Here is a 17,012-nt window from a genome sequence, read left to right as displayed (position 1 = left end):
ACGCGTCGGTGCTTAAGGGAGGACTCCCTACCCGCTATTGCGCAGCCCAGCCGAGATGCCGTTGATGGTCAGCTGAATCCCGCGCAGCACCTGCTCGTCCGGATTGTTCGCGCGATGCTCCTTGAGCAGTTCGACCTGCACATGGTTGAGCGGATCGAGATAAGGAAAGCGGTTACGGATGGAGCGGTCGAGCAGCGGATTGTTCTGCAGCAGGCGCTCCTGCTCCATGATGTCGAGCAGCGTCTCGATGCACAGATGCCATTCGCCGCGGATGCGGCCGAAGATGGTCTCGCGCAGCTTCTGGTCGGCGACGAGTTCGGCATAGCGCGAGGCGATGGCGATGGAGCTCTTGGCCAGCACCATGTCCATGTTCGACAGCAGCGTGCGGAAGAACGGCCATTCGCGGTGCATCTCCTGCAGGAAGGCCATGCCCTTGTCGGGATGATTGGCGAGCCACGCCTCGATGGCGCTGCCGAAACCGTACCAGCCGGGCAGCATCAAGCGGCACTGCGCCCAGGAGAACACCCAGGGAATGGCGCGCAAATCCTCGATGGCGCGGGTCTTCTTGCGCGAGGCCGGACGGCTGCCGATGTTCAGCGTCGAGATCTCGTTGATGACGGTGGATTCCCAGAAATAATCAACAAAGCCCTCGGTCTCGTAGACCAGACCGCGATAGGCCTTGAAGGCCAATCCGGAAATCTCCTCCATGGCTTCGAGATATTCGCGGCGCGGCGCGCTGTGCTTCGGCGCCAGCAGACTCGCTTCCAGCGTCGCGGCCGCAAGAATCTCCAGATTGTTGCGGCCGACTTCGGCATTGGAATATTTGCTGGAGATGATCTCGCCCTGTTCGGTGATGCGGATCTGGCCGTCCACCGCGCCACCGGGTTGCGCCAGGATCGCATCATGGCTCGGGCCGCCGCCGCGGCCTACGGAGCCACCGCGGCCGTGGAATAGCCTGAGACGGATGTGATGCCGTTCGAACACTTCGATGAGCTCGATCTCGGCCTTGTACAGTTCCCAGCCCGAGGTGACGAAGCCGCCGTCCTTGTTGCTGTCGGAATAGCCGAGCATGACTTCCTGCATCGCGCCGCGGCTGTCCACCAGTTTGCGGTAATCATGCAGCGAGAACATCCGGTCCATGATGGCTGCAGAGGCCTGCAGATCCTCGATGGTCTCGAACAGCGGCACGATATTGATGGCGCTGCGGCCGGAGCAATCCACCAGCCCGACCTCCTTCAGCAGCACCGCTACTTCGAGCATGTCGGAGACGCCCTTGCACATGGAGATGATGCATTGGGGGATCGCCGCCGCGCCGAATTTCGCGTGCACCTGCGCCGCCATGCGGAACAGCGCGAGTTCGCCCAGCGTCTCGTCGCTGTATTTGACGAACAGCGAGCCCAGCGGCCGCGCATTCTTCAATTCGCCCGCCAGCAATGTGATGCGGGCTTCCTCGCCGAGCGCGAGATAGGACGTGCCGGGCATCGCCGCATCGATCAGCTCGGCGACGGTGCGTTCATGCACCGCCGAGTTCTGGCGGATGTCGAGGCTGGCGAGATAGAAGCCGAAACAATCCACCGCGCGGCGAAGCTGGCGCAGCCGGCCGCGGGCGATGACAGCGGAATTATCAGCGATCAGCGAGCGGTCGAGCACGTCGAGATCGGCCTTGAACTCAGTCGCCGACGTATAGGGCGGGGCATCGCCCACCGCCGCGCGGCGGTTCGGCAGTTCGAGCGCATGTGCCGTTGCCGCCATGCGTGCGTAGACGCCGGATATCGCGAGACGATAGGGCTCGCCGGCGCGGTGCGGCGATGGATCCGGGGAGCGTTCGGCCAATGCGCGCAGCTCGTCAGAGACGTCGGCGAGATGCGCCGCCATCGACAGCTCCGCGCCCAGCGCGTGGAGCTCGTCGAGATAGAAGCTGAAGGCGCGCCTGCTCTGCAGCAGCATGGTGCCGCGCATGACATCGGCGGTGACGAATGGATTGCCGTCGCGGTCGCCGCCGATCCAGCTTCCCATACGCAGGAACGAGCCGAGTTCGGTAGCGCCGCCCTGCGCGCGCAGGCTGTCTTCCAGCGCGCAATGCAGCCGCGGCACTTCGCACAAAAACGTGTAATCGTAGAATGACAATCCGTTGGCGACTTCGTCGAGCACCGTGAGCTTGCTCCGGCGCAGCAGGTTGGTCTGCCACAGGGTGACGACGGCGCGGCGCAATTGCTCTTCCGACGCCTCGATCTCCTCGGCGGTGAGTTGCATGCGCTCGCGCCGGTCCAGCAATGCCGCGATTTCCATTTCGCGATCGATGGTGCTCTTGCGCCGGACTTCCGTCGGATGCGCCGTCAGCACCGGTGAGATCAGCGCCTGGCCGAAGAACTTGCTGAGCAGTGTGGCATCGATGCCGGCCTCGCGCGCACGCTTCACCGCATGGGCCAGCGTACCGGATGCGTTGGCCGCATTCGCGCGCTGTGCCCGCATGCGGCGGATGTTGTTCTGGTCCTCGGCGATATTGGCGAGATGCGAGAAATAGCTGTAGGCGCGGACGATGCGCACGGTCTCGGCGATCGACATGCCGTCGAGAATGGCTTCGAGCTCGCGCCGCGCCAGCTTGTCTTCGTCACGGTGGAAGCGGACCGAGGTCTGCCGGATATTCTCGACCAGGGCGAACACCGCCTCGCCTTCCTGATCCCGCACGGTGTCGCCGAGGATGCGGCCGAGCAGCCGGATGTCCTCGCGCAGCCGGGCATCGGCCTCCTGGTGAGCAGGATCGTCACCGCGCTGGAGTGCAGGTTCTTCGGTGGACAGGGTCAGGGACACAAGGACGCTCCAGGAAGTTGCCGGCGCCCCATTTGGTCGCAACTCATGCTGCGATGCAAGACGAAGTTGCGGTGCGCAGCGCCGGTCGGAACTCAGCCCTTCGGCTTCACTTTAGCCAAAATCCGATCCGCCTCGATGCGCCAGTCAGCACTGCGCGCGAAACCCGCCTCACCCCTAGCGCCGAACAGGCCGTCATCGGCGAGATCGGCGATCCAGCCCTGCCGCTCCGCCGTGCCTTCGGCCGACCATGGCGTCAGCCCGATCTCGCGCACGGTCTCGGCGACTTCGCGGACTTCCTCGCTGCGGCGGCGGCCGTGCTCGATGACACGCTGGAAGAAATAGGCGCCCTGCTTCTCCCAGTCGATGGACGGAAACGTCTCGACCAGCGAGGCGATCACGGCGTCCTCGACGCCATAGGCGCGCGCCGTGGTGAAGCTCTCGATCACCATGGCCTCGAGGCCCTTGATCATGATGCTGCGGCACATCTTGGTGGCCGAGGCGACGCCGAGCCTGTCGCTGGCGACTTTCGCATCGAAGCCGATGGCGTTGAGCAGCGGCGCGAGATCGCGCGCCCCGGCACCGCCGAGCAGCAGCGGCACCTTGATGCGGCATGGCGGGATCGAGGTCATGACGGCGCCCTCGACATAGCGGCCGCCTGCGCCATCGATCAGCGCGGCCGCACGCTGCTTGGCGCCGGGAGATGCCGAGTTGAAATCGAGAAACCACGCCTGCGGCTTCAGACCGGACACGCAGGCCTGCGCCGCCGGCACAGTCTGGCTCGCGGTGACAGCGCAGACGATTAAGTCGGCGCGCGAGGCCAGATCCGCATGCGAGGATGCGAGCGTGACACCATGGGTCGCGGCATGGTCGCGGAGCGCCCCGGCATCTTTGCCGTCGAGCTTGAGATCATAGGCGCTGACGCGGAGATCCTGCTTGCGCAGGTCTTCGGCGAGAATGCGCCCGACTTCGCCATAGCCGATCAGGCCGACATGCCACTGGTTCGAACGTTCCGTCATATTGTCTATTGGACCTTGATGTTTGCCGCCTTCAGCACCGGCCCCCATTTGTCGGCTTCGGCATGCATGAACTTGTCGAAGTCTGCGGGCGAGGAACCGACGGGCGTGGCATCGATCTTCTTCAACGCCGCGAGCACCACCGGATCCTTCAAGGCTGTCACGAGATCCGCATGGATCTTCGACACGACATCGGCCGGCATGCCGGCAGGTCCGAGGAAGCCCCACCACACCGCCGTATCATAACCGGCGACGCCGGATTCGGCGACGGTCGGCACGTTGGGCAGCGCCGCGGAACGCGTCGCCGTCGTCACGGCCATGGCGCGGACTGCGCCGCCTTCGAGCTGGCCGACGATCTCGGGCAGCGGGTTGATGCTCATGGGAATGTCGCCGGCGATCACCGCGGTAAGCGCCGGTGCGCCGCCCTTGTAAGGAATCGAGACGATCTTCGTGCCCGCCATATGGTTCAGCAACTCACCGGCGAGATGCGCCGAGGTGCCGTTGCCGGACATGCCGTAGGACAGCGAGTCCGGCTTGGCTTTCGCCTGCGCCAGCAACTCCTGCAGGTTCTTTGCCGGATTGTCCTTCGACACCACGATGGCCAGCGGCGAATAGGCGACTTCGCTGATCGCCGTGAAATCCTTGAACGTGTCGTAGGGCAGCTTTGGATAAAAGAACTGGTTGAGCGGGTGCCCCGATGCGACGAGGATCAGCGTGTATCCATCGGGCGGCGACTTCGCGAGGGCCTGCGAGGCGATGATGCCGCCAGCGCCCGGACGGTTGTCCACGACGGGCTGTTGGCCCCAGGTCTTCGACAGCGATTGTGCAAAGGTCCGCGCCAGCACATCGACCGCGCCGCCTGCCGCATAGGGCACCAGGATCGTCACCTGCTTGCTCGGAAACGTCTGGGCTTGCAGCGACGGACTGGCGAAAGACAGCAGCGCAGCCGCCGTGGCGATGGCCAGTTTCATGGGCGCAGGCAAAGACACGGGCATGGGTGGTCGTCCCTCTTGTAATATTGCGCAACAATCTCGTGTCGTTGCTACTTGATAGTGCTACCTGGCTGTGGTCGCAGCGCGCAGTCCGGATCGTGCGATGGCAGCGTCAACCAGCCCCTGCGCTTTCACATCCTCGGTGAATTTGCGGACAAATGCCATCCCCTGATCGCGCCCCTTGGGGATCGCGATGGCATGCCGCTCGACGCCCCAGCGCCCTTCCAAGATTTTCGCGCCCGGCGCCTGCACCGCCAGTTCGAACAGGGTCGCCTTGTTGGTGGCGAATACATTGATCTTCCCGCTTGCCAGCATCTCCGGAACGAGCGTGATCGCCGGCACGCGGACGACCTCCGCATTCTTCAGATCACGCGACAACGCCGCGTCGGATGAGCTGCTCGCCGTCACGCCGACACGGATGCCTTTGACATCGACGTCATCGGGCCCTGCAACCCTGGAATCCTTCGCAACAAGATAGCCGAGATCGCTTTCCAGATAAGACGGGCCGAAATCCATGTCCTTGGCGCGAGATGCCGACGCATTTGTAAAGGCGGCATCGACATGGCCTGTCTTCACCGCTTCGAGCACCTCGGCGTTCCTGGAGAACACCACCGGCTCATAGGGCACGCCCAGCTGTCGCGCGAGCTCCTTGCCGAGATCGTAGCCGACGCCGCGCGGACCTTCGGTTTGCGATACGAGAATAGACGTCGGCGTGGCCGGATAGAGCCCGACACGCAGCTTGCCGCTTGGGGCGAGCACCTGCCGTATATCAGGATCGACGGCCATCGCAGGCCCGGCAAACGCCGCCGCCAGCAGAGCGATCGCCGCGATCTGCGCGGCAACTCTGTTTCCAATCGTTGCCACGCATCACCTCCTAGATTGTTCGTCCTGCCTTGGCCCAATAGGGATCGCGCAGCCGGCGCTTGAAGATCTTGCCAGAATCTTCCCGTGGCAAGTTCGATTGTATTTCCATCTGCTTCGGCACCTTGTAATCGGCCAGCGCCTTTTTCAGATCGGCACGCACCACTGCGAGATCGAGCACGACACCCGGCTGCGGCTCGATCACCGCCATCAGGGACTCGCCGAACTCCTCATCGGGAATGCCGAACACGGCGCAGTCATGCACACCGGGCAGCGCATGCAATGCGGATTCGATTTCGGCGGGATAGATGTTGACGCCGCCGGAGATCACCATGTCACGCTTGCGATCGCAGATGAAGACATAGCCGTCGGCATCGAGATAGCCGACATCGCCGGAGGTGATGAAACCGTCGCGGTCGATCTCGGCGCGCTTCTCCGGCTTGTTATGATAGGTGAAATCCGGATTGCCGGCGATACGTGAATAGATTTCGCCGATCTCGCCCTGAGGCAGGATCTTCCCGTCATCGTCGAGAAAGCGCAACTCAGCGCCGGGCGCGATCTTTCCGACGGTGCCGGGCTTCTTCAGCGCATCTTCGGAATTGGCGAAGGTCACGGCGCCGGATTCCGTCGAGCCGTAGAATTCGTAGATCACCGGGCCCCACCAGTCGATCATCGCCGTCTTGACGTCGGCCGGGCACGGCGCAGCGGCATGGATGATGTGGCGCAGCGACGACATGTCGTATTTCTTACGGATATCCTCCGGCAGTTTCATCAGACGAATGAACATGGTCGGCACCATGAAGATGGTGTCGATCTTCTCGTCCTGCACCACGCGCAGGAATTCTTCGGGATCAAAGCGTGGCATCAGCACCAGCGCGCCACCGAGGCGCCCGGCACGCAGCGCAAAGGCATTGGGAGCCGAGTGATACAGCGGCCCGGGCAGCAATGCGCGCGCGCCAGGCTTGAGACCATAGACGCGTGCGCGCATCTGGTCGGCGGACGCGGCCTGCTCCGGCGTCGGCGCAAAGCGGCGCACGCCCTTGGGATGACCCGTCGTACCCGATGTGTAGATCATGTTGTGCGGCTGCGGCAGCGCGGGACCGTCATAGGGCGCCTGCTCCTTGAGCCAGCTCTCCAGATCGATGGCGCCGTCCGGGGTGCCGAGACGCGCGGGATCGACCTTGTAATTGGCAACGATTTCCGGCGGCGTCGGCACGCTCAGCGACACGATGCCTTGCGGGATCGCATCGCGCAGCTGATGCAGCATGTCGGCATGGGCGATCAGGATGTTGCTGCCGGAATCCTTGATCACATAAGTGATCTCTTCCGGCTTGAAGTGCCAGTTCACCGGCACGCCGTAAGCGCCGAGCTGCGCCACCGCATAGGCCGCCTCGAGAAACGCGATGTCATTGCGCATCAGGATGCTGACGCTGTCGCCCTGCTTGACGCCGAGCCGCGACAACCCGCCGGCGATGCGGCTCGCACGTTCGGTCAGTTCGGTAAAGCCGCGACGGCGATCGCCTGACATGACGCCTTGAAACAGGGAATTTGTCGACATGGATACGTTTCCGGATTTTTGTTTTTGATTGAAGAGAGAAGCTAGCGCGTCACTCCGAGGCCCTCATGGTGAGGAGCGCATCTTCGCGCGTCTCGCACCATGAGTTGGTGTGCGCCACCATCCTTCGAAACGCGACAAAGAAGTCGCTTCTCTCGCCTGAACGCAATTGCGTTCAGGCTGGGATGAGGGCGGGGTGTTGGTCTGTTAATCCACAAATTTCGGCGCGCGCTTCTCGATATTGGCGCGCACGGCTTCGGTCTGGTTCGGCCCGCCCATCAGTTTCATCTGCTCGACGGATTCGGCGAGCAGCGCGGGACCGGGATCGATCGTCAGATTATTGAGCATGCGCTTGGCGGCGCGGATTGCATCCGGGCTCTTGCCGGCGATCTCGCGCGCGGTCTCGAGTGCCGCGGCGCGCGGGTCGTCGCAGATGCGCGTGGCGAGGCCGTAGCTCAAAGCCTCCTGCGCCGAGAAGACGCGGCCGGTGTAAGTGAGGTCGCGCAGGATGTCGTCGCGCACGAGGCTGGCGAGGATCGGCGTGCCCGCCATGTCGGGCACCAGGCCCCATTTGATTTCCATCACCGACATTCGCGTGTCCGGCGCGAGAAACCGCATGTCGGCGCCGAGCGCGACCTGAAAACCGCCGCCGAAGGCGACGCCATGCACCGCCGCGATCACCGGCACCGGCAACTGGCGCCAGCCCCACACCGCCTGCTGGGAGTGATTGCAAAGACCGTGGGTGCGCAGCGCCAGGTCACGCTTCTGCCCGCCGCCGATACCGTCGCCGCCGCTCTCCTTCATCGCGGCGAATCGTCCCATGTCGAGGCCGGCGCAGAACGCCCGGCCCTCGCCGGACAGCACGACCGCGCGCAGTCCCTTCTCGCGGCTGAGCCGATCGGCGGTATCGACCAATGCCGCAAACATCGCCGCATCCAGCGCATTCATCTTGTCCGCGCGGACCAGCCGAACATCGGCAACGCCGTCCGTCATGGACACAGAGATGCGGTCTTCCATGGGAGGTTTCCTTCCTAGACTTGTTCTTATCGTCGCTTTACAGGAAAGCGTTGTCGGGATTTAGTCAATCAACTAATTAATCCGTCCGCATCCTCTTAAATCAGGTGGCTCCCATGTTCAATCAGCAGCTTCTCGCAGGCCGGAAAATCCTCGTTACAGGCGGCGGCACTGGCCTCGGAAAGTCGATGGCGGCGAAATTTCTCGAGCTCGGCGCCGAAGTGCATATTTGCGGTCGCCGCAAGGCTGTATGCGACGAAACCGCAACCGAGCTGATGGCGGAATATGGCGGCAAGGTCACCAGCCACGGCGTCGACATCCGCGATGCCGCGGCGGTCGATGCGATGATCGAAGGCATCTGGGCCGACGGCCCCCTCACCGACCTGATCAACAACGCCGCCGGAAATTTCATCTCGCGGACACAGGACCTGTCGGCGCGCGGCTTCGACGCCGTCGCCAATACGGTGATGCACGGCACGTTCTACATGACCCATGCCGTCGGACGCCGCTGGATCGCCGACAAGGTGCCGGGCAACGTGGTCTCGATCACCGTGACCTGGGTACGCAACGGCAGCCCCTATGTGGTGCCCTCCGCCATGAGCAAGTCGGCGATCCACGCCATGACCATGTCGCTGGCCACCGAATGGGGCCGCTACGGCATCCGCCTCAACACCATCGCGCCCGGTGAAATTCCCACCGAAGGCATGAGCAAGCGCATCAAGCCGGGCGATGAAGCCGGCGCACGTACCCGCGCCTGGAATCCGATGGGCCGCGTCGGCAAGATGGAAGAGCTGCAGAACCTCGCAGTGTTCCTGATCTCCGGCGGCTGCGACTGGATCAGTGGCGAGACCATCGCCATGGACGGCGCACAGGCGCTGGCCATGGGCGGCAACTTCTATCAGCTGCGCGACTGGTCCGACGCCGAGTGGATCCAGGCCCGCGACAGCATCAAGGCGCAGAACGAGAAGGACAAGGCGCAGCGGGGCTGAGCTGCGCCGGTGCAGGATGGGTCGAGCGAAGGCGCACCGCGCCGAAGCGAAACCCATCAATCACCCCCGAAGAAAGCGATGGGTTTCGCGAAGACGCGCTACCCATCCTACGAAGCATCACCACGCGCAAGGCGTTGCCTTGCTTTCTCAGCCACGCGGCTGCTGCAGCAGCTCTCGCGCAACAAGCAACGCGTCCGCTTCGCAGGCGACGACTTTCGCCGCATGAAGACCAGGCGTATGTGGCGATATCACCGCACCGCAGCACCTTTCTCATCTTGTCAGCACAACCGGACACCCGCACACTCTCCACAACTAATAAACTGCGGGAGGGAGACACATGTCCGTTGCGGAAGCGGCCACACTGGCCGATGTCATTCGGGTGCAAGCAAAGACACGCGGCGATTCAATTGCGCTGGTGTTCGAGGGCCGCGAGACCAGCTACAAGACACTCGATCGCAATGCCAATCGCGTCGCCAACGGGCTGATGGCGCTCGGCGTCAAGCCGAATGAACGCATTGCCTATCTCGGCAAGAACAGCGACCTCTTCATCGAACTCCTGATCGGCGCCGTGAAGGCCAAGGTGGTGACGGCCCCCGTGAACTGGCGCCTCGCCGCACCGGAGATTGCCTTCATCGTCGACGATGCCAAGGCAGCCATCCTGTTCGTCAGCCCGGAATTCGTCGACCTTGTACGCAGCCTGCAGTCGCAACTGCCGAATGTGCGCATTATCATGACCATGGAAGGCGGTGCACCGGAGTGGCAGGACTTTGCGGCCTGGCGCGACGCGCAGAGCGACAACGATCCGAACATCGCCACGACCAGGGATGATGTGGCGATCCAGCTCTATACGTCGGGCACCACAGGAAAACCAAAGGGCGCGATGCTGTCGCACCAGAATTTCCTGTCGTTGCTGCGCATCGGCGGCACCGACGAAAACCCGGACTGGAATGTCTGGACCGCCGACGACGTCTCGCTGGTGGCGATGCCGGTATTTCACATCGGCGGTGTCGGCTGGGCGGTGTTCGGACTCTATCACGGCGCCAAGAGCGTGATCGCGCGGGAGTTCGACCCGAACAAGGTGCTGGATTTCTTCCGCGACTACGGCATCAGCAAGCTGTTCCTGGTGCCGGCCGCGATGCAGTTCATCGTCCGCCAGCCGCGCGCGCGCGAGATGGATTTCAGCAAGCTGCGCTACATCATGTATGGCGCATCGCCGATCCCCGCCGCCCTGCTCAAGGAATGTATCAGCGTGTTCGGCTGCGGCTTCGTGCAGATGTACGGCATGACCGAGACCACCGGCACCATCGTGGTGCTGGCCCCAGAAGATCATGTCGAGGGCCGCGACTGCATGCGCTCGGCCGGCAAGGCACTGCCGGGAATCGAGATCGCCATTCTCGATGCCGACGGCAAGCCCCTGCCGGTGGGCGAAGTCGGCGAGATCGCGACGCGCTCGGCGTCGAACATGGTCGGCTACTGGAACCTGCCGGACGCCACCGCGCGCACGCTGGACCGCGACAACTGGCTGCGCACCGGCGATGCCGGCTATCTCGACAAGGACGGCTTCCTCTACATCCACGATCGCATCAAGGACATGATCATCTCCGGCGGCGAGAACATCTATCCCGCCGAAGTGGAGAGCGCGATCTGCGACCATCCGGATGTGGCCGAGGTCGCGGTGGTCGGCGTACCCGATGATACCTGGGGCGAAGCGGTGAAGGCCGTAGTGGTGTTGAAGCCCGGCAAGGAGCTGAGCGCGACCGACCTGATGAAATTTACGCGCGAGCGCATCGCAGGATTCAAGGCGCCGAAGACCATCGACTTCATCGCCGCACTGCCAAGGAATGCCTCGGGAAAGATCCTGCGCCGGCAGCTGCGCGACCCGTATTGGGTGGGCAAAGAACGGCAGGTGAACTGAGAACCTGTTTCGCGGCGGCCGTATTCTATTGGCGCCGGGTATATCGATACTGCGAAAGCGAGAGACTTCGTCATCTCGCTACCGCGCGCCTCCGCCGGGATCATCCGATTAACGTTTTCAGCTAATTGTCTGACGGAGACGTTGAGCGTAGCGTCATGACGGTCGACCGAACAGCTAGTGAACCTCGTGTGTCCAGTGAGAGGCGCGAAGTCATGCGCGGCGAGATTCGTGACATCAGTTCAGGCAGGGATAAAGACCCCTCCGTTCCGCGCGTCGGAACGCCGCGCCGCCTCGCGGCGATCGTTGTGGGCGACATCTGCGGATATAGCCGCCTCATGGAACTGGACGAGGAAGGGACGCATGCGCGCGTCAGGCGCATCGAGCGTGACCTCATCGAGCCGAGCATTGCCGAGCACGACGGCAAACTCGTCAAAACGACCGGCGATGGGTTCATTGCGATATTCGATAGTCCGGTCGAAGCCGTACGATGCGGGATCGTCATCCAGCAAAGCATGATCGGACGCAATGCGGCGCTGCCGAAGAATTCCTGGATCGAATATCGCATTGGCGTCAATCTGGGAGACGTGATCATCGAGCCCGATGATGTCTTCGGCGATGGCGTCAATATCGCTGCGCGCCTCGAGGGGATTGCCGACCCCGGCCAAGTGTACATCTCGGGTGGGATCTACGAGCAGATCAAGCACAAGCTCGTCTGCGGCTATGAGTCCCTTGGAGATCGCAAGATCAAGAACATTACCGACCCTGTGCGCGTCTACCGGGTGCTTCCCGATCCCGCGGCATTCAACAAGGCGCGGAAGCGGCGTGAACATGTTCTGATCATTTCGTTTTGCGCGATCTTGCTGGCCATCGCAGGCGCCGGCGTCTGGTACCTGAGGGCTTACCCGCGCGGTGAAACCGGCAATCAGGCGTCAGCTCCCGCAGCGCCTGCGCAAGAGACAGGAAATGCGAGCCCCCGGTCAGCGCCCGCCGCCAAGCAAGCCCGGCCTGAACCTGCTCCGGCGGTCACGCCTGTCGCGCCGCCAGCACCACCAAAGCCGGTCATAGAGCCCGTCATGGTCCCGGTCCCCGGCGGGACCTTCGCGATGGGCAGCAATGACGACATATCGGAAAAGCCGATCCACCAGGTCACGATCAAGCCCTTCGCGATCAGCAAGTATCCGGTCTCGGTCCGGGAGTGGAACGCGTGTGCTGCTGCGAATGCATGCCCGTTCCTGGTGACTGGGCGGGAGGACATTCCGGTCACGGATGTGAGCTGGACCGATGCCAAGCAGTTCGTCGCATGGCTCGCGAAGGAAACGCAAAAAGCCTTCCGGCTCCCGAGCGAAGCTGAATGGGAGTATGCCGCGCGTGGCGGCACGCAAACGAAATACTGGTGGGGCGACCAGCTGCAACCCGGCATGGCCAATTGCAAGAACTGCGCGGACACCGCAGCGGCTGAACAGCCGCTCAAGCTCGGCAGCCTGAAACCAAATCCATTCGGACTCTACGATATGGGTGGCGGCGTCAATCAATGGACAGAGGATTGCTGGCACAAGAACTATCAGGGCGCCCCGCAGAATGGCCTGCCGTGGGTCGAGAACGACTGCGTGTCGCACGTCATTCGATCGGGCTCCTGGAAAAACGATGCGCGTTACGTCCGGCCCGCAAGCCGCGATAGCTACGACACCAATGTGCGATATCCGACCCACGGCTTCCGGATTGCCATTTCGTCCTGAGACCGCCCCCAAGAGAAAGGCTGCGTCATGAGGATCACCGGGCTCATCGTGTTATCCGCAATGCTGTCAATGGAGCCCCTTGCAGTCCATGCGCAAGGAAAGCCCGCGCCGAAAGATGCGGTTCTCTATTTCGTGTGGCCGCAGGATAAAGCGGTGATCAAGGGCGCGTTCTGGTGTCGTTTCGGTTTACGCAACATGGGTGTCACGCATGCAGGGGATAATTTCCAGAACAGCGGCCATCATCATCTGCTGGTCGATGTGAACGACCCGCTCGATCCCAAGGAACCGATCCCGCAGGACAAGTCGCATCTTCATTTCGGAGCCGGCCAGACCGAAGCACGCATCGAATTGCCCCCCGGCAAACATACGCTCCAGCTCGTGCTGGGAGACGGCGCTCATTATCCCTTCAGCCCACCAATCGTCTCGAACAAGATTACCGTGACAATCAAGTGAGCATGCTTCCGACGCCCGGATGCACGACCTGCTTTGCCAGAACGAGCAACAAAAAAGGCCCGCTTGCGCGGGCCTTTTGAACTCATGTCGCGTGATCGCGTATGGATCAGGCGGTCTTGGCGAGCGACGCAACCTTCGAGAAGTTGTCCTGCGCGGTCTTGGCGCTTTCCGACACCAGCTTGCCGAGATATTCGGTCGAAGCCTTGGCGCGCGAGCTCAGCACTTCGCCATGGGCGCGCACGAGATCGGTCTGCACCTGGAAGGCTTCGCTCAGCGATTTGGCCGAAGCGAGCTTGTCGATGCCGGCGAAGAACGACTGGACGTCCGCATAGAATGCGTCCTGGACGTTGCGGCTGATCTTGGTGGCTTCGCTGACCGAGTTCGACACGGCGGTCTCGATGGCAGAGGTCACCTTCTCGGAATTGGCCTGGAAGTCGGCGGCCTTGTCCTTGGCAGTGCCGGCAGCGCGCTTGACGAAGTCACGGGTCGCCTCGGGCACTTCCAGGTTCTGCAGCTTGGTGAACGCCTCGGTGACGGGCGCGAAAGCCTGCTTGACGTTGTTCAGCACGGAATTGGTTTCGGTCTCGATCGTCATGTTCGTCTCCATCCTCGGGGGTCATCCTCGGGTTTCAGCCATCCTTCAAATAAGGCTCGGCTCGCCCCGTCCCGCCGTTGTGGGCCCGGGGTGCAACTTCTATGACATAGTAAATAATGCACCGCAACATTGATGGTGCATCGCAACATCACGAATACGTGAATTGCGATATTACTGGGCACCCAACGATGCACTAACGGGCTACCGCTGAACTGCAAAAAGGGGACCGCGCCTGACCCCTTGATTTAGCTTTACAACTTAGTGTTTCGGGCGGAGCGACTTCGGGCATCCGAACGAGCACTCATCGGAAGCTTCCGCCTAATCGGCGCGCATAGCTGTCAAACTCATGCTTTTCGGGACATTTCGAAGGGAGCGGTGCTCAGACTAACTCCCTATCGCCTTTGCCATTGCATATTCCCGTTCCGGATGGGCACACTCATCGGTAGAGCGCCGCAAAGGCGCCAAGCGACGTCAAAGTAATGTTCGAGGGAGGGACGTATCATGGCGGAAGCCAGCAGGAAGCTGTCCTCAATGGACGCGTCGTTTCTGTATCTGGAAACGCCGGAGATGCCGATGCATGTCGGCAGCATGGCGATCTTTCGCCTGCCCGACGACTACAAGGGCGACTTCTTCGAGGACTTCAAGGCAATGATCGCCTCGCGCCTACATATGGCGCCGATCCTCAAGGCACGGCTGGAAAAGGCCCCGCTGGATATCGACCATCCCTCCTGGGTCGAGGACGACCAGTTCGACATCGACCGTCACATCTTTCGCGGCAGCCTGCCCGCCCCCCATGACCGCGCCACGCTGGAACGCATCGTCGGCTGGATGCATGCCAAGCTGCTCAACCGCGCCCGGCCGCTGTGGGAGTTCTATGTCTTCGAAGGCATGAAGGACAACGAGATCGGCCTGTATTCGAAGATGCATCATGCCTGCATCGATGGCGGCGCCGGCGCCGCGCTCACCAGCATGATCTATGACGTGACGCCGATCCCCCGCGAGATCGAGAAGCCGGAGGTACGCGCCAAGCTGCGGCAGGAGCCGCGCGACATAGCTGCGAGCTTCATCGATTCCTATCAGCAGCTCTGGCGCCAGCCGCTGGAGAGCACGACCAAGGGCATCGAATTGCCGCGCTCCGGCAAGAGCGATATCGGCTCGATCCTGTTCGACAACGCCATGTTCCAGATCGAGAGCGCGGTGAAGTTCGCCGGCTCGATCCCGACCATCGTGAAAAGCGCCTCCGACGTGATGGCCAGGATCGCCGACCCGAAATCGCGCGACAATCTCAACAGCATGCTGTCGCCGCCCACGCTGCTCAACAAGACGATCTCGTCTGAACGCAGTTTTGCCGGCGTCTCGGTGCCGCTCTCGGCCGCGAAGGCGGTGGCGAAGCAGGCGGGCGGCAAGCTCAATGACGTGGTGCTGGCGCTCTCGTCGGGTGTGGTCCGGCGCTACCTGAAAGAGAGGGGTGCCCTGCCCGCCAAGGCGATGACCGCCGCGGTGCCGATCTCGCTGCGCGAGGAAGGCAACACGGATTCGAACAATCAGGTGTTCGGCATGATCTGCTCGATCGCCAGCAATATCGAGGATCCCAAGGAGCGGCTGGAAGCCATTATCGCGCAGTCCACCAAGTCCAAGGAGATGTCGCATCCGCTGCGGGCGCTGATGCCCCAGGTATCGAACCTGTCGATGCTCGGCGCCCCCATCATGGTGCAGATCCTGGCGCTGCTTTACAGCCGCACCAATCTCTCCGACGTGCTGCCGCCAGCGGCCAACATCACCGTCTCCAACGTACCCGGCCCGCGGCAGACGCTCTATGCGGCCGGCGCCGAGCTGCTGCACATTTTCCCTGTATCCATCGCCACCCATGGGCTGGCGCTGAACATCACCGTGCAGAGCTATCGCGACCAGCTCGATTTCGGCTTCATCGCGGGCGCCAACATCATTCCGCATGTGCAGGTGCTTGCCGACATGCTGCCGGGTGAATTCGCGCTGCTGCAGGCGGCGTTTGCCCCGCCCGACGCTCTCAAGACCGCCAGCTAAGGACCCATCATGATTGAAATGCCCCCGTTGCAGTTCGCCAAGCTGAATGGCATTCGCATGGGATATTACGATGCCGGCCCCATGAGCGACACACCGCCGATAGTGTTGTGTCACGGCTGGCCGGAAATGGCGTTCTCCTGGCGCCATCAGATCAAGGCACTGGCCGCCGCCGGCATCCGTGTCATCGCGCCGGACCAGCGCGGCTATGGCGCGACGTCGCGGCCTGACGCCGTCGAGGATTACAGCATCGAACATCTCACCGGCGATCTCGTCGCATTGCTCGATCACCTCAAGATCGACAAGGCGATTTTCGTCGGCCATGACTGGGGCGGCTTCATCGTCTGGCAGATGCCGCTGCGGCATCGCGATCGCGTCGCCGGCGTGGTCGGCGTTAATACGCCGCACACCGACCGCGCGCCGGTCGATCCCTTGCTGATCTACAGGAAGCGCTTCGGCGAGACGATGTATATCGTCCAGTTCCAGGATCCCGCACACGAGCCGGATCGCATCTTCGGCGAGAATGTCGACAAGGCCTTCGACTTCTTCATGCGCAAGCCGATGCCGCGCAAGCACGCCAATGTGGGTGAGGCGCCCGTCGGCGGCATCGGTGCCTCGTCGAAGACCAATCTCGCATTCCCGCAGATGGTCGCTGCTTACGATCCGGCGAAGGACCCACGCCAGAAAATCCTCTCCGACGAGGAAAAGAAGATCTTTGTCGACGCCTTCAAGGAATCCGGCTTCACCGGCGGCATCAACTGGTACCGCAACATGAGTGCCAACTGGGCGCGCGCCGAGGGACTCGATCACACCGTGCGCGTGCCCTCGCTGATGATCATGGCGGAGAACGATGCGGTGCTGCCGCCCTCCTCCGCCGATGGCATGGAGAACATCATTCCCGACCTGGAGAAATATCTGGTGAAGGATAGCGGCCACTGGACCCAGCAGGAGAAGCCCGACGAGGTCAGCCAGGTGCTGATCGACTGGCGGCGAAGACGGTTTGGTTAGTTCGTAGGATGGGTAGAGCGCAGCGAAACC

At 62.5% G+C, this 17,012-nt stretch carries 13 protein-coding genes; 6 read left to right on the top strand and 7 right to left on the bottom strand.

From position 1 onward, the window contains the following. Window positions 1–27: 27 nt before the first annotated feature. The 6 genes from ppc to AC1RLZ_RS00110 form a co-directional block, all read right to left on the bottom strand. Window positions 28–2,805 (bottom strand): phosphoenolpyruvate carboxylase, encoded by a 2,778-nt coding sequence (ppc, locus tag AC1RLZ_RS00135; protein WP_493187509.1) that lies wholly within the window; start codon window positions 2,803–2,805, stop codon window positions 28–30. A gap of 98 nt (window positions 2,806–2,903) precedes the next feature. After that, on the bottom strand, window positions 2,904–3,827 hold the full coding sequence (locus AC1RLZ_RS00130) for a DUF1932 domain-containing protein (protein WP_493186988.1): 924 nt from the start codon (window positions 3,825–3,827) through the stop codon (window positions 2,904–2,906). Window positions 3,828–3,832: 5 nt separating this feature from the next. Next, entirely contained in the window at window positions 3,833–4,795 is a 963-nt protein-coding gene (locus AC1RLZ_RS00125) for a tripartite tricarboxylate transporter substrate binding protein (RefSeq protein WP_493187508.1), read from the bottom strand. A gap of 84 nt (window positions 4,796–4,879) precedes the next feature. Beyond that, window positions 4,880–5,680 (bottom strand): transporter substrate-binding domain-containing protein, encoded by an 801-nt coding sequence (locus AC1RLZ_RS00120; protein WP_493186987.1) that lies wholly within the window; start codon window positions 5,678–5,680, stop codon window positions 4,880–4,882. Window positions 5,681–5,690: 10 nt separating this feature from the next. Continuing rightward, entirely contained in the window at window positions 5,691–7,235 is a 1,545-nt protein-coding gene (locus AC1RLZ_RS00115; RefSeq protein WP_493186986.1) for an acyl-CoA synthetase, read from the bottom strand. Window positions 7,236–7,439: 204 nt separating this feature from the next. After that, window positions 7,440–8,249: a crotonase/enoyl-CoA hydratase family protein gene (locus AC1RLZ_RS00110; RefSeq protein WP_493186985.1), complete on the bottom strand. Its 810-nt coding sequence runs from the start codon at window positions 8,247–8,249 to the stop codon at window positions 7,440–7,442. A gap of 113 nt (window positions 8,250–8,362) precedes the next feature. On the opposite strand from AC1RLZ_RS00110, the gene AC1RLZ_RS00105 reads away from it, so the two are divergent. The 4 genes from AC1RLZ_RS00105 to AC1RLZ_RS00090 all read left to right on the top strand — a co-directional run bounded on the left by AC1RLZ_RS00105 (window position 8,363) and on the right by AC1RLZ_RS00090 (window position 13,339). Further along, window positions 8,363–9,235, top strand: a complete 873-nt coding sequence (locus AC1RLZ_RS00105) for an SDR family oxidoreductase (RefSeq protein WP_493186984.1) — start codon at window positions 8,363–8,365, stop codon at window positions 9,233–9,235. Window positions 9,236–9,572: 337 nt separating this feature from the next. Continuing rightward, the gene (locus AC1RLZ_RS00100) at window positions 9,573–11,150 is read left to right on the top strand and encodes a fatty acid--CoA ligase (RefSeq protein WP_493186983.1); all 1,578 of its coding nucleotides are present in this window, start codon (window positions 9,573–9,575) and stop codon (window positions 11,148–11,150) included. A 212-nt stretch (window positions 11,151–11,362) separates the two neighbouring features. Continuing rightward, the gene (locus AC1RLZ_RS00095) at window positions 11,363–12,886 is read left to right on the top strand and encodes an SUMF1/EgtB/PvdO family nonheme iron enzyme (protein ID WP_493186982.1); all 1,524 of its coding nucleotides are present in this window, start codon (window positions 11,363–11,365) and stop codon (window positions 12,884–12,886) included. A 27-nt stretch (window positions 12,887–12,913) separates the two neighbouring features. Next, complete coding sequence (locus tag AC1RLZ_RS00090; protein WP_493186981.1) at window positions 12,914–13,339, top strand: DUF4399 domain-containing protein; 426 nt, start codon at window positions 12,914–12,916, stop codon at window positions 13,337–13,339. Between the two features lie 106 nt (window positions 13,340–13,445). Here the strand turns inward: AC1RLZ_RS00090 and AC1RLZ_RS00085 are convergent, their stop codons facing one another. Then, the gene (locus AC1RLZ_RS00085) at window positions 13,446–13,934 is read right to left on the bottom strand and encodes a phasin family protein (protein ID WP_493186980.1); all 489 of its coding nucleotides are present in this window, start codon (window positions 13,932–13,934) and stop codon (window positions 13,446–13,448) included. Window positions 13,935–14,435: 501 nt separating this feature from the next. Between AC1RLZ_RS00085 and AC1RLZ_RS00080 the strand changes: the two genes are divergently transcribed. Next, the gene (locus tag AC1RLZ_RS00080; RefSeq protein ID WP_493186979.1) at window positions 14,436–15,977 is read left to right on the top strand and encodes a WS/DGAT/MGAT family O-acyltransferase; all 1,542 of its coding nucleotides are present in this window, start codon (window positions 14,436–14,438) and stop codon (window positions 15,975–15,977) included. 9 nt (window positions 15,978–15,986) lie between these two features. After that, window positions 15,987–16,982: an alpha/beta fold hydrolase gene (locus AC1RLZ_RS00075; RefSeq protein ID WP_493186978.1), complete on the top strand. Its 996-nt coding sequence runs from the start codon at window positions 15,987–15,989 to the stop codon at window positions 16,980–16,982. Window positions 16,983–17,012: the final 30 nt, after the last annotated feature.

The organism is Tardiphaga sp. GW822-FHT04G09 (genome assembly GCF_058800725.1).
The sequence above is the reverse complement of the archived record's forward strand: the minus strand, read 5'-3'. Positions and strand labels throughout refer to the sequence as shown.

Excerpts from the sequence above, each read along its gene's own strand:
- AC1RLZ_RS00125 (WP_493187508.1), bottom strand. The coding sequence starts at position 4,795 with ATGAAACTGGCCATCGCCACGGCGGCTGCGCTGCTGTCTTTCGCCAGT.
- AC1RLZ_RS00110 (WP_493186985.1), bottom strand. The coding sequence starts at position 8,249 with ATGGAAGACCGCATCTCTGTGTCCATGACGGACGGCGTTGCCGATGTT.
- AC1RLZ_RS00085 (WP_493186980.1), bottom strand. The coding sequence starts at position 13,934 with ATGACGATCGAGACCGAAACCAATTCCGTGCTGAACAACGTCAAGCAG.
- AC1RLZ_RS00090 (WP_493186981.1), top strand. The coding sequence starts at position 12,914 with ATGAGGATCACCGGGCTCATCGTGTTATCCGCAATGCTGTCAATGGAG.
- AC1RLZ_RS00095 (WP_493186982.1), top strand. The coding sequence starts at position 11,363 with ATGCGCGGCGAGATTCGTGACATCAGTTCAGGCAGGGATAAAGACCCC.
- AC1RLZ_RS00115 (WP_493186986.1), bottom strand. The coding sequence starts at position 7,235 with ATGTCGACAAATTCCCTGTTTCAAGGCGTCATGTCAGGCGATCGCCGT.
- AC1RLZ_RS00075 (WP_493186978.1), top strand. The coding sequence starts at position 15,987 with ATGATTGAAATGCCCCCGTTGCAGTTCGCCAAGCTGAATGGCATTCGC.
- AC1RLZ_RS00130 (WP_493186988.1), bottom strand. The coding sequence starts at position 3,827 with ATGACGGAACGTTCGAACCAGTGGCATGTCGGCCTGATCGGCTATGGC.
- AC1RLZ_RS00100 (WP_493186983.1), top strand. The coding sequence starts at position 9,573 with ATGTCCGTTGCGGAAGCGGCCACACTGGCCGATGTCATTCGGGTGCAA.
- AC1RLZ_RS00105 (WP_493186984.1), top strand. The coding sequence starts at position 8,363 with ATGTTCAATCAGCAGCTTCTCGCAGGCCGGAAAATCCTCGTTACAGGC.
- AC1RLZ_RS00080 (WP_493186979.1), top strand. The coding sequence starts at position 14,436 with ATGGCGGAAGCCAGCAGGAAGCTGTCCTCAATGGACGCGTCGTTTCTG.